This window comes from Mesorhizobium sp. M4B.F.Ca.ET.017.02.2.1 (genome assembly GCF_003998955.1).
GTDB lineage: Bacteria > Pseudomonadota > Alphaproteobacteria > Rhizobiales > Rhizobiaceae > Mesorhizobium > Mesorhizobium abyssinicae.
In genome coordinates, this window is the sequence record NZ_RZOF01000179.1 from 1 (window position 1) to 12,521 (window position 12,521).

General features: G+C 65.1%; 11 protein-coding genes and 1 pseudogene. 2 read left to right on the forward strand and 10 right to left on the reverse strand.

Annotation, left to right across the window (positions count from 1 at the left end; all coding sequences use genetic code 11):
- Positions 1–222: 222 nt before the first annotated feature.
- Genes EN738_RS20475 through yajC form a run of 4 tightly spaced genes read right to left on the reverse strand, consistent with a single transcriptional unit; the run spans position 223 to position 4,413 of the window.
- A complete protein-coding gene (locus EN738_RS20475; protein WP_127285297.1) occupies positions 223–1,041 on the reverse strand; it encodes a phytoene/squalene synthase family protein in 819 nt (272 codons plus the stop codon).
- A 25-nt stretch (positions 1,042–1,066) separates the two neighbouring features.
- The gene (locus EN738_RS20480; protein ID WP_127285289.1) at positions 1,067–1,456 is read right to left on the reverse strand and encodes an Mth938-like domain-containing protein; all 390 of its coding nucleotides are present in this window, start codon (positions 1,454–1,456) and stop codon (positions 1,067–1,069) included.
- A 10-nt stretch (positions 1,457–1,466) separates the two neighbouring features.
- A complete protein-coding gene (gene secDF / locus EN738_RS20485) occupies positions 1,467–4,022 on the reverse strand; it encodes a protein translocase subunit SecDF (RefSeq protein ID WP_127285290.1) in 2,556 nt (851 codons plus the stop codon).
- A gap of 52 nt (positions 4,023–4,074) precedes the next feature.
- Positions 4,075–4,413, reverse strand: coding sequence for a preprotein translocase subunit YajC (gene yajC, locus EN738_RS20490; protein WP_041004168.1), 339 nt, complete (start codon positions 4,411–4,413; stop codon positions 4,075–4,077).
- A 274-nt stretch (positions 4,414–4,687) separates the two neighbouring features.
- On the opposite strand from yajC, the gene EN738_RS20495 reads away from it, so the two are divergent.
- Positions 4,688–5,563 (forward strand): ATP-binding protein, encoded by an 876-nt coding sequence (locus EN738_RS20495; RefSeq protein WP_127285291.1) that lies wholly within the window; start codon positions 4,688–4,690, stop codon positions 5,561–5,563.
- A 124-nt stretch (positions 5,564–5,687) separates the two neighbouring features.
- Positions 5,688–6,512 carry an isocitrate lyase/phosphoenolpyruvate mutase family protein gene (locus EN738_RS20500; RefSeq protein ID WP_127285292.1) on the forward strand — a complete coding sequence of 275 codons (825 nt, stop codon included), beginning with the start codon at positions 5,688–5,690 and terminating at the stop codon, positions 6,510–6,512.
- 138 nt (positions 6,513–6,650) lie between these two features.
- Here EN738_RS20500 and EN738_RS20505 read toward each other — a convergent pair whose 3' ends face one another.
- From EN738_RS20505 to EN738_RS20530, 6 genes and pseudogenes are all read right to left on the reverse strand, one after another.
- Complete coding sequence (locus tag EN738_RS20505; protein WP_127285293.1) at positions 6,651–8,168, reverse strand: peptidoglycan DD-metalloendopeptidase family protein; 1,518 nt, start codon at positions 8,166–8,168, stop codon at positions 6,651–6,653.
- A 115-nt stretch (positions 8,169–8,283) separates the two neighbouring features.
- Complete coding sequence (locus tag EN738_RS20510) at positions 8,284–8,943, reverse strand: protein-L-isoaspartate(D-aspartate) O-methyltransferase (RefSeq protein WP_127285294.1); 660 nt, start codon at positions 8,941–8,943, stop codon at positions 8,284–8,286.
- On the reverse strand, positions 8,940–9,698 hold the full coding sequence (gene surE, locus EN738_RS20515) for a 5'/3'-nucleotidase SurE (RefSeq protein WP_126054204.1): 759 nt from the start codon (positions 9,696–9,698) through the stop codon (positions 8,940–8,942). The genes EN738_RS20510 and surE overlap by 4 nt, the downstream gene beginning before the upstream one ends.
- Entirely contained in the window at positions 9,698–11,002 is a 1,305-nt protein-coding gene (gene serS / locus EN738_RS20520; protein ID WP_127285295.1) for a serine--tRNA ligase, read from the reverse strand. Before serS ends, surE begins: the two co-directional genes overlap by 1 nt.
- A gap of 100 nt (positions 11,003–11,102) precedes the next feature.
- The gene (gene tatC / locus EN738_RS20525; protein WP_127285296.1) at positions 11,103–11,978 is read right to left on the reverse strand and encodes a twin-arginine translocase subunit TatC; all 876 of its coding nucleotides are present in this window, start codon (positions 11,976–11,978) and stop codon (positions 11,103–11,105) included.
- Positions 11,975–12,521 (reverse strand): annotated as a pseudogene (locus EN738_RS20530) (twin-arginine translocase subunit TatB); the annotation flags it as partial. The pseudogene EN738_RS20530 and the gene tatC, both read right to left, overlap by 4 nt.

Consider the following 12,521-nt stretch of genomic DNA (forward strand, 5'->3'; position numbering starts at 1 on the left):
GGGAAAATCCTCGGCAAAACGCTGCAGCGCCTGATCCGTGCCGGCAAGCGTCGCGGTCGTGGTGCCGCCAGTGAAATGCACGGCCGCGACCGACAGCGCGATGCCGAACACGACAAGGGCGACCAGCACGGGCAGGCTCATGGAATGGCATCTCCTCCGGCGGCTTGCGCTTCTTCGACGCGAGTCCGACCGGCAGAACACCTAGCACGATTGACGTTTACGTCAAATGGCCGGCCAGCCTTTCGAGGCGCGACGCAGCAGCAGCCAGTGCCGGCGCAAAGCCGAAAGCCGCGCAGCGCCATCGAGCGGCGAGCGCCCTTCCATCTTGCCGAGATAGGCGCGCGTCAGCACCAGCGGCAGGAAGGCCGGGCGCAGCGAAGCCGGCAGCGCGGCGGCGCCGCGCTCGAAAGCACTGAGATGCTCGCGCGCCAGCGCGATCACCGCCGCCACCGCGCGCTGCGCGCCGGGGCCGCCGTCCGCTTTGACGAACTCTTCCGATGAAGAGCCAGCCGCCGCAAGGATATCCGCCGGCACGAAGCATTGGCCGCGTCGACGATGCAGCGGCAACAGCAGCAGAAGGCCCGTGATCGCCTGGGCGCAGCCCGCCCTCCCAGCCAATTCGGCGAAGCGCGGCGCCTCCTGGGGATCGAGCACCATTGCCGCAAGCTGTATGAGCGCAGCGGCGGTCTCGCCGCAATAGCCTTCGAGGTCGGTGCGCGACGGCATCGCGTCGTCATAGAGATCGAAGATGCGCGCTTCGAGCATGTTGTCGAAGGCCGGCTTCGGCAGGCGGTTGGCCGCTATCGTCGCCCTCAGCGCATCGGCGATCGGATGGCCGGTCTCCGCATCGTTCTCTGCCGCGATGACATCGCGCCACCATTGCAGCCGTACCTCGCCGGGCAACGGCTCGTGGATACGGTCGCGAACGGACGCGATCTCTGCATTGAAGGCATAGAGCGAAAACAGCGCGTCGCGCTTGTCGGCGGGCGCGTAGAGCGCGCTGAGATAACGGTCATGGTCGGAAGCGCGCACCGCATCCATGACGATGTTGGCGGTATCGGCCACGTCAGTCGACGGCAATCAGCGCCGCGGCCACGGCGCGGTCTTCGGCGAGCAGGACATTGTAGGTCCGCACCGCCGCGCCGGTCGACATCGGATCGGCGGCGATGCCGGCTTCCTTCAATGCCGCGCGCAGCGCCGCAGGCAGCGGCCGCAGATCCTTGCCGGTGCCGACCAGCACGATCTCGACCTTGCCGGCCTCGGCGAGCAGCTTGCTGAAGTCCGCCACCGTCAACGCCAGCGGATCGGCCGGCTCCCAGCCATGGATGCCGGACGGCAGGCAGAGCAGCGAGCCGCGATTCGACATATCGGCGAAGCGGAAGCCGCCATTGCCATAGGCCTCGATCGGCGCCCGGCCGGGGAAATGCGCCTCGCGGATGACGATGCCCTTGGCCACGGCCGCGGCGTCAGGTCGCCAGGGCCTTGCCGTTCACCGGCTTCTCCTCGTCGGCGGACGTGGCCTGCGGCCGCAACTTGAACAGGATCAGCAGCGGCGCGGCGATGAAGATCGACGAATAGGTGCCGAACACCACGCCGAACAGCATCGCCATGGTGAACGAGCGGATCACCTCGCCGCCGAACAGCACCAGCGCGAGCAGCGCCAGGATCGTCGTCACCGAGGTCAGCGTCGTTCTCGACAGCGTCTCGTTGATGGCGTTGTTCAACAGCTGCGGCAGCGGCATCTTCTTGTATTTCCGAAGATCCTCGCGGACGCGGTCGTAGACGACGATGGTGTCGTTCAGCGAATAGCCGATGATGGTCAGGATTGCCGCCAGCGACGACTGGTTGAATTCCAGTCCGGTGATGACGAAGAAGCCGATGGTCATCACCACGTCGTGCACGGTCGCGATGATGGCGCCGACCGCGAACTGCCATTCGAAGCGGAACCAGACATAGACCAGGATGCCGAGCAGCGCGATCAGCATGGCGATCGTGCCCTGCTTGGCGAGCTCGCCCGAAACCGTCGGTCCCACCACTTCGACGCGGCGGAAATCATACTGGTCCTGCAGCTCGCCGCGCACCTTGTCGATGACGGTCTGCTCGGCGTTCTCGCCACCCTCCTGGGTGCCGACGCGGATCAGCACGTCGTTCGGCTCGCCGAACTGCTGCACCTGCACTTCGCCGATGTTGAGTTCCGTCAGCCTGCCGCGGATGTCGGCGAGATCGGCATTGCCGCTCTTGGACTGCACCTCGATCAGCGAGCCGCCCTTGAAGTCGATGCCGTAGTTGATGTCGACGGTCATGAACAGCACGACAGACAGGATCGACAGCAGGCTGGAGAGCGCGAATGTCCAGCGGCGGATGCCCATGAACGGGATCTTCGTGCCGGGCGGAATGAAGGTCACCGGAGCGCGCGGCAGTTCCTTCGGCCGCGCGCGGCGCAGCCAGATCGACACCAGCAGCCGGGTGAAGGTGAAGGCGGTGAAGACCGTGGTCAGGATGCCGATGGCATAGGTGATGGCAAAGCCCTTCACCGGCCCGGTGCCGAGATAGAACAGCACCACGGTCGCGATCAGCGACGTCACGTTGGAATCGACGATGGTCGCCAGCGCCTTGGTAAAGCCGGTGTCGATCGCCTGGATGACCGAGCGGCCGGCCCGCCGCTCCTCTCGGATGCGCTCATAGATCAGCACGTTGGAGTCCACCGCCATGCCGATGGTCAGCACGATACCCGCGATACCAGGCAGGGTCAGCGTCGCGCCAAGCAGCGACAACAGCCCGACGATCATCGCCACATGCACCGCAAGCGCGATGTTGGCCAGGAAGCCGAGGAAGCCGTAGGCGACGAACATGAAGGCGACCACGAGGATCGAGCCGATGATGCCGGCGACCTTGCCGGCATGAATGGAGTCCTGCCCCAGGCCCGGACCCACCGTGCGCTCCTCGATCACCGTCAGCGTCGCCGGCAGCGCGCCGGCGCGCAGCAGCACGGCGAGGTCGTTGGCGCTCTGGGCGGTGAAATTGCCGGAGATCTGGCCGGTGCCGCCGAGGATCGGCTCGCGGATCTGCGGCGCCGAGATCACCTGGTTGTCGAGGATGATGGCAAACAGCTTGCCGACATTTTGCGCCGTCGCCTGGCCGAAGCGGGTGGCGCCCTTGGAATCGAAGCGGAAGGAAACGACCGGCTCGTTGTTCTGCGAATTGTAGGTCGCCTGCGCATCGACCAGGTTCTCGCCCGACACGATGACGCGGTTCTCGATCAGATAGGGTACCGGCGGATCGTCCTGCGAATAGAGGATCGAGGAGCCTGCCGGCGGACGGCCGTTGAGCGCGTCCTGGACCGGCATCGACTGGTCGACCATCTGGAACGTCAGCTTGGCGGTCTGGCCGAGGATTTCCTTCAATCTTTGCGGATCCTGCAGGCCGGGCACCTGGACCAGGATGCGGTCGTCGCCCTGCCGCTGCACGATCGGCTCGGTCGTGCCGAGCTCGTTGACGCGCCGCTCGACGACCTCGATCGACTGCGTCAGCGCCGTCGAGGTGCGGTATTTGATGCCCGCGTCGGTCACCGTGAACTTGAGCAGGCCGGGCTCGGAATCGTCCAGCGTCATCTCCTGGACGGATCCGCCGGTGAAGAGACCCGCCGCCACCGGGTCGGTCAGCGGCTTCAGCACCTTCTTGGCGGCGTCAAGCTGGCTGGGATCGGTGATGCGGACCTGCACCGTGCGGCCCGATCCGGAAAGGCCGGTGTAATTGATCTTGGGGTTGGCGTCGCGCAGCAGCGTCCTGATCTCGTCGCGCGAGGTCTCCAGCCGATCCTTGATCAGGTCGTTCTGGTTCATTTGAAGCAGGATGTGCGAACCGCCCTGCAGGTCGAGGCCGAGCGTCATCTGCCGCTTCGGCACCCAGCTGGGCAATTGCGCCAACGTGCTGGCGGGGAAGAGATTGGGCGCGGCGAGGACCACGGTGGCGGCCACGGCCAGCCAGATCAGGATCATCTTCAGGCGCGAAAAATAGAGCATTCGTTCTTATCCGTTCAGGCGTACAAGCGGCAGCGTTCCGCCTTCAATTCGGTTATTTCTTGGCGTTCTGGTTCGCCACCGGCTCGCCCTTGACGCGCACGTCCGAGATCGTCGAGCGCAGCGCCGTCACCTTGGTGCCGCCGCCGAGGTCGATCTCCAGTTCGTTGTCGTCGATCACCTTGGTCACCTTGCCGACGAAACCGCCGCCGGTCACGACCGTATCGCCACGCCGCACCGCCGAGAGCATTTCCTGGCGCTTCTTCAGCTGCGCGCGCTGCGGCCGGATGATCAGAAAATACATGATCACGAAAATCAGGACAAACGGCAAAATGCTGATGAACATGTCTGGCGAGGCGCCGACGCCCTGGGCGTATGCCGGTGTAACGAACATCAAGAAACTCCTGAATGGTGAAAAACCGCCACAAGGCGGCCCCGCGAAATTTGGCCGGAATATAGTCGGTAAAGTTGCCAATGCAACTGCGCCGCCGGGCGAATCCGCTGCTTTTCCGGCCGGTTGGCGCGTGTTAGAGCATGATCGCCGAATGCCGGGTGCGGTCCGCGGAAAAGATCATGCTCCGGCAAAAGGTTGGAAGCGGTTCTTATCCCGCCGCGAAAGAGCGGATTTCCGCCTGCCAGATCCCGAACGCCAGATCAAAAGACAAGACATGACCGACAGCACCCTCGACGCCCTGAACCAGAAGCTCGACCGCCTGATCGAAGCGGTCACCCGGCTTGCCCGGCCGCCGGTGCCGCAAACAGACCTTGCCGGGGCCGATTGCTTCGTCTGGCAGGCCGATCCCGGCTATCTGGAGCCGGTGCGCAAGGTCAACCGCGTCGACATCGGGCTGATCCGCGGCGTCGATCGCGTCCGAGACATCCTTGTCGACAACACCGAGCGCTTCGCCTCGGGCTTTGCCGCCAACAATGTGCTGTTGTGGGGTGCGCGCGGCATGGGCAAATCGTCGCTGGTCAAGGCGGTGCACGCAGCGGTCAATGCCTCCGACAAGCTCGATCGGCCGCTCAAGCTGATCGAGATCCACCGCGAGGACATCGACACGCTGCCCAAGCTGATGGGATTGCTCAAGGCCGCCCCCTTCCGCTTCATCCTGTTTTGCGACGACCTCTCCTTCGACCATGACGACACGTCCTACAAGTCGCTGAAGGCGGCACTGGAAGGCGGCGTCGAAGGCCGTCCGACCAATGTCATCTTCTACGCCACCTCGAACCGGCGGCATCTGTTGCCGCGCGACATGATCGACAATGAGCGCTCGACCGCCATCAATCCCTCTGAAGCGGTCGAGGAGAAGGTCTCGCTGTCCGACCGTTTCGGCCTCTGGCTCGGCTTCCACAAATGCTCGCAGGACGAATATCTCGACATGATCGACGGCTATGTCCGCCATCACGGCCTGGCCATCGACCCCGAGACGCTGCGCGCCGAGGCGCTGGAATGGGCGACGACGCGCGGCAGCCGCTCCGGCCGCGTCGCCTGGCAGTTCACACAGGATCTGGCGGGACGTCTCGGCAAGCCGCTGACGGACTGATAGCTGTCATCCGAAAGCAGGCATGAGGCCTGCTGACGTTACGACCAAGCAGCGCTTGTTCTTTATTTGTTCCGATCGTTGTGTCATCTTCCTTCGGTGACTCGAAGGCCCGAAGGAGAACGCATTGGATAGCAAGGGCGCGGCGTTTCGCAGGCTTCATCAGGAACCAGGTACGTTCATCATTCCCAATCCCTGGGACATAGGCACGGCACGGATTCTGGCGGCCATGGGTTTTCGGGCCCTCGCCACCACCAGTGCCGGCATGGCGTTCTCCCTTGGCGTCGCCGAAGGACAGGTCTCGCGAGAAGATACGCTAAGTCACTGTCGGTCCATCGTGGCGGCAACGCCACTGCCCGTCTCCGCCGATCTCGAAAAGGGCTTCGGTGACAGTCCGCAAAGTGCTGCCGAGACGATCGAGGCCGCGGCCGGCATCGGCCTGGCCGGATGTTCTCTCGAAGACCATACCGGCAGGCATGACGATCCGATCTATGAATTCGCGCTGGCGGTCGAGCGGATCGAGGCGGCCGCACAGGCGCGCCGCGCCCTGCCGGATGATTTCGTCCTGACGGCGCGCTGCGAGAACTTCCTCTGGGGCCGCCCCGATCTGGATGACACCATCAGAAGGCTGCAGGCTTTCGAGAAGGCCGGCGCCGATGTGCTCTATGCGCCCGGCCTCCACGACCTCGGCATGATCCGCACCGTCTGCGGCGCCGTGACGAAACCGGTCAATGTCGTCATGGGCATGCCCGGCGCCACGTTTGGCGTGGCCGAATTGGCGGATGCTGGCGTCAAGCGGATCAGCGTCGGCTCGGCGCTGGCGCGGCTCGCCTATGGCAAGTTCGTCCACGCCGTGCGGGAGATGAAATCCGCGGGCACCTTCCGGTTTTCCGAGAAAGCGATGGGCTTCGCGGAACTGGAAGGCTTCTTCACCGGATCAACGCAAGCTTGAGTTCGCCACCCGTCTGCCGCGGCGCTGGACGTTTGCCAAAGCGGTGCCGGCAGCGACTGAAAAAGCCCGCCCCTTGCGGAGCGGGCTGAGCCGGCGGGCTGGACTGGAGGTCTCAGACGGCCCGCAATTGTTCTTCTTCTATTCGAGATAGCCCGACGGATCGACCGGGGCGGAGTTCTTGCGCACCTCGAAGTGCAGCTTCGGCGAGTCGGTGGTGCCGCTCATGCCCGACAGCGCGATCTCCTGGCCGCGCTTGACCTTCTGGCCGCGCTGCACCTCGATCGAGCTGGCATGGCCGTAGACGGTGACCAGACCGTTCTCGTGCCGCACCAGGACGGTGTTGCCGAATTCCTTCAGCCCGTCGCCGGCATAGATGACGACGCCGTTCTCGGCCGCCTTCACCGGCGTTCCCTCGGGGACCGCGATGTCGACGCCGTCCTTGCCGCCGCCAAAATTGGAGATCACGCGGCCGCGCACCGGCCAGCGCATCTTGCCGATGCCGGTGGCATCCGGCGCCACCGCGTCGTCGTCCTCGGCCTGCTGGATGACCTTGGCGTCCTTCTTCGGCGGCGTGTAGGAGGCGAGCGTCTCGGTCGGCTTCGCCGCCGGCTGCGTGGTGGCCGTCGTCACCGGGTCGACCTTGACCGGCTTCGCGGCGGCGACAGTCGCCGTGCCGCCGGCCGGAACCTTCAGCGTCTGGCCGATCTTGAGCAGGCCGTCCTGCATGCCGTTCGCCTGCTTCAGCGCCACGACGCCGACACCGGTCTTCCTGGCGATGGACGACAGCGAGTCGCCCTGCTGGACCGTGTAGGTGCCGCCGGCGCCAGCCGGCTTGGCGGAGGCGACCTGCGTCGCGGGCTTGGCGTCCTTCAATCCGCTGGCGGCGGCAGAAGCGTCGACCGGCGCGGCCGACTTGCCGTCCTTGAGCTTGGGCTGCTGCGGCAGCACGGCGATCTTCTCGGGCGCGCTGGCGGGCTTCGGCGCATTCGCGGGCTTGGTGTCGGCGAGTTTCTGCGCCGGCTCCTTGCTCGAATAGGCATAGGCGGGAATGACCAGCTTCTGGCCTGTCTTCAGGCCCTTGGTCGCACTCAGACCGTTGACCTTCATGATCACGTCGGCCGGCACCTTGTAGCGCTGCGCCAGGCCGGAGATGGTCTCGCCGTCCCGGACCACGATCTCGGTGGCGTGCGGCGTGCCGGCGGCCGCCATCTTCGAGTCGGGCTGCGCCTCCTTGAACGGCTTCGCCGCCGGGGCGACGGTGCCTGTGGTCGTCCTGTCGACATGCTTGGCGGGCGGCGCCAGGACCGGGGCCGAAGCGGTGCGCATCGGCTTCGCGGCGGGCGCCTGGGCCGGCTGTGACACCGGCGGCGGCAGCTGCTGCACGGAAACCGGCTCCAGGCTGGAGCGGCTCACCGACTGGGTGTGGCTGCCATCGACCGGCGCCGGCGCCATCGCGGTGTCGCCCGGATAGGGTTGGGCGGCGTCCTGTTTATCGATGATGGCGCGTTGATTGTTGGTCGAGGAGGTGAAGACGTCGTCGACACCGTTGAAGCGGGCGACCTGGGAGCTGCACCCCGCGGCGGCGCCTGCAATCATGAGGACGGCGCAGCCACGCGCCAGATTGCGTCCGTTTGCCTTCAAAACACTGAATTGCATCGCACTAACCCGCACAGACCCGGTACAAACTGGTCATGATTAAAGCGCGTTAATGTTACTGGCCGGTTAACCCCTTAGAATCCGGCGAAAATTTTCTTAAAATATTCGAAGAGTGTCAGATGACGGCGGCGACGCTGCGCAGGATCGGCTGCAGCCTGACGATACCGATGTCCTCGCGCTCGAAGCGGCTGCCGACTTTGGTGAGCTTTGCCAGCACCTGCTCGCCCTCCTCCGGGCCGATCGGCGCGATGACCACACCGCCGCTCGACAACTGGTCGAGCAGGAAACGCGGCAGGTTGTCGAAGGCCGCCCAGGCAACGATGCGGTCGAACGGCCCTTCATTCGGCAATCCGTTGGAGCCATCCGCCTGGCGGACGATGACATTGCCGATGCCGAGCGCCTCGAAGCGCTGTTTGGCCTGCTCGGTCAGCGTCTTGTAACGGTCGATGGTGACGATGCGCGACGCCAGCCGCGACATCACCGCCGCCGTGTAGCCAGTCCCGGTGCCGATCTCCAGCACGCGGTTGCCGGGCTCGACGCCAAGCGCCGCGAGCACCGCGGCCTGCAGGTCGGCGCCCTCGATCGCCTCGCCGCATTCGATCGGCAGCATGCCGTCCGACCAGGCGAGCGAATGGAACTGTCCGGACAGGAAGCCACGGCGCGGCGTCGCCTCGAAGGCGGCAATCAGCGGCTTCGGCGCCGACCCCCGGCCGCGCAGGCGCAGCAGGAAGGCGGCAAAACCTTCGCGGTCGTCGACTGAAATCGGCTGGTTCATGCGAGCGCCTTGGTCAGTTGGTCGCGAATTTCATGAGCTGTAAGGTCGAGCTGCAGCGGCGTCACCGACACCAGTCGGTTGCGCATGGCATGGAGATCGGTGCCCTTCTTGCCTTCGACCGGCTCGCGGCCAAAGCGCAACCAGTAGTAAGGCAGGCCGCGCCCGTCGCGGCGCTCGTCCACCCACAGGCTGTGCACCAGCTTGCCTTGCGAGGTGACGACGGTGCCCTCGATCTCGTCGGGCGCGCAATTCGGAAAATTGACGTTGAGCAGCACGCCGTCCGGCAATGGCATCGCCACCAGCTTTTTCAGCAGCGCCGGCGCCAGCGCCTCGGTGGTCTCGTAGGGAACGACGCGGTCCTCGCCGGCATAGGAATAGGCCTGGCTGACCGCGATCGAGCGCACGCCGAGCAATGCGCCCTCCATGGCGCCGGCGACCGTGCCGGAATAGGTGACGTCGTCGGCGATGTTGGCGCCGGAATTGACGCCGGACAGGATGAGGTCGGGCATGCCCGGCAGGATCTTCTTGACACCCATGATGACGCAATCGGTCGGCGTGCCGCGCACGGCGTAGTGCTTGTCGCCAATCTTGCGCAGCCGCAGCGGCTCGGAGATCGACAGCGAATGCGCGTAGCCGGATTGATCCTGCTCCGGCGCCACCACCCAGACGTCGTCCGACAGCGTGCGCGCGATGCGTTCGAGCGACGCCAGGCCCTCGGCATGGATGCCGTCATCATTGGTCAAGAGAATGCGCATTACTTCGATTCGATCTTGGTCAGACCACCCATGTAAGGCCGAAGCGCTTCAGGAATGGTTACGCTGCCATCCTCATTCTGGTAGTTTTCGATGACGGCGATAAGAGCCCGGCCGACCGCGGTGCCCGAACCGTTCAGCGTGTGGACGAAGCGGTTGCCCTTGCCGTCCTTGTCCTTGTAGCGAGCGTCCATGCGTCGTGCCTGGAAGTCGCCGCAGACCGAACAGGACGAGATTTCGCGATAGGCGTTCTGGCCGGGCAGCCAGACCTCGATGTCATAGGTCTTGCGCGCGCCGAAGCCCATGTCGCCGGTGCACAGCGTCATGGTGCGGAACGGCAGCTCCAGCCGCTTCAGCACTTCCTCGGCGCAGGCCGTCATCCGTTCGTGCTCGGCGATCGAGCTTTCCTGGTCGGTGATCGAGACCAGTTCCACCTTGTAGAACTGGTGCTGGCGCAGCATGCCGCGGGTGTCGCGCCCGGCCGAGCCCGCTTCCGAGCGGAAGCACGGCGTCAGCGCCGTGTAGCGCAGCGGCAGCTTTTCATGCGCGGTGATTTCTTCGCGCACCAGGTTGGTGAGCGGCACCTCGGCGGTCGGGATCAAGCCCAGCCTGCCGTCGCCATGCGGCGTGAAAAACAGGTCGAGCTCGAACTTCGGCAATTGGTTGGTGCCGAAGAGGACATCGTCCTTGACCATCAGCGGCGGGATGATTTCCTCATAGCCATGCTCGGTCGTGTGCAGATCGAGCATGAACTGGCCGAGCGCGCGCTCCATCCGCGCCAGCTGGCTCTTAAGCACCGTGAAGCGCGAGCCTGACAGCTTCGCCGCCCGCTCGAAATCCATCATGCCCAGCGCTTCGCCGACCTCGAAATGCTCCTTCACCCAGTTCGGGCGCGCAGGCACCTCGCCGAAAGTGCGCTTCACCACATTGTCGTGCTCGTCCTTGCCGACCGGAACCTCATCCAGCGGCACGTTGGGCAGCACCGCCAGCGCATCGTTCAGCGCTTTGTCGAGCTCGCGCTCGCGCGCCTCGCCGTTCTGGATGAAGGCCTTGATCTCGCCGACTTCGGCTTTCAGTTTTTCGGCCAGAGCGGCATCGCCCGAACGCATAGCGTTGCCGATCTCCTTCGAGGCGGCGTTGCGGCGTTCCTGCTTGACCTGCAGTTCGGTTAGATGCGCGCGCCGCGCCTCGTCGCTGGCGATCAGGCCATCGACGGTGGACTGCGCCTCGGCCGCCGACCACGAGCGCTTGACCAGCGCCTCGGCAAGGGCCTTCGGGTTGTCGCGAATCCATTTGATGTCAAGCATGGTCTGAACGCTCCTGAGCTAAGGCTCGAGGGCGTAAACCGCATCCACGATCGATGCAAGATGGGCCGGGCGGCGGTTACCGTTTTCCGCCGCCGCCGCGTTACGATGCCGCCGGCGCCGAGGGCTCGTCCGGCGTCTTGTCGGCCACGGTCTCGTCTGCCTCCTGCTTCTCGCGCGCCAGACGGTCCCGCTCCTGGCTGCGTTCGATCAGCCGGGCCGACCAGATGGCGACCTCGTAGAGCAGGATGGTCGGGATGGCCAGGCCGATCTGGCTCATCGGATCTGGCGGCGTCAGCACGGCGGCAACGACGAAGGCGATGACGATCGCCCATTTGCGCTTCTCGGCCAGCGCCTTCGACGACAGCATGCCGACCCTGGTCATCAGGCTGGTCACCACCGGCAGCTGGAACACCAGGCCGAAGGAGAAGATCAGCGTCATGATCAGGCTGAGATATTCCGAGACTTTCGGCAGCAGCGATATCTGCACCTGGTCGTTGGTGCCGGTCTGCTGCATGGCGAGGAAGAACCACATCACCATCGGCGTGAAGAAGAAATAGACCAGCGAGGCGCCCATCAGGAACAGGATCGGCGAGGCGATCAGGAACGGCAGGAAGGCGTTGCGCTCGTTCTTGTAGAGGCCTGGCGCGATGAATTTGTAGATCTGCGTGGCGATCAGAGGGAAGGCAATCACCATGCCGCCGAACATGGCGAGCTTGACCTGCGTGAAGAAGAACTCCTGCGGCGCCGTATAGATCAGCTCGACCTTGTGCGGGTCGAGCCCGGCCCACTGCGTCGCCCATTTGAACGGCACGACCAGGAGGTTGAACAGCCGCTTGGCGAAGAAGAAGCAGACGAGGAAAGCGACGAAGAAGCCGCCCAGCGACCAGATCAGCCGCCGGCGCAGCTCGATCAGATGCTCGATCAATGGCGCCGACGATTTCTCGATTTCGTCTCGTTCCTGATCCGTGACGCTCACTTGGCGGCTCCCGCCGTCTTCTTAGGCGCGGGCTTCGTCGCCGGCGCGGACTTCGTCGCCGGCGCCGTCTTCTTGGGCGAGGGCTTCGCCGTCGCCGGCTTCGTCACTGGCGCCGCCTTCACTTCAGACTTATTCGCCGCCTTGCTAGCTGCCGGCTTCGATGTCTTTGCTGGTGCGGCTGGCTTGGCGGCTTTCACTGGCGTCGGCTTTGCCTGCGCCTTTGCAGCCTTCGCCACGGTTGCGGGTGCCTTGGCAGTCTTCGCCGCGGCCGGCTTCTTGGCGTCCACCTTCTGCGGCGCCGCCGTTGCAGCGGCAACTGCCGGCGCCACAACGGCATCGTCGGTCATCGCCGGGAAGATGGGCGCCGCCGGCGTCGCTTCCGGTGCCTCGACGCCAGGCAATACCGTCGCGCCGTTCTTCAGCGGCTCGCTGGCCTGCGGCGTCGAAGCGGCCGGCGTGGCCGGATCGACGGCAGGCTTCGGCTTCATCGCGGCATCGACGCCGGAGCGGACATCGGCCGCCGCCTGTTCGAACGGATTGAGC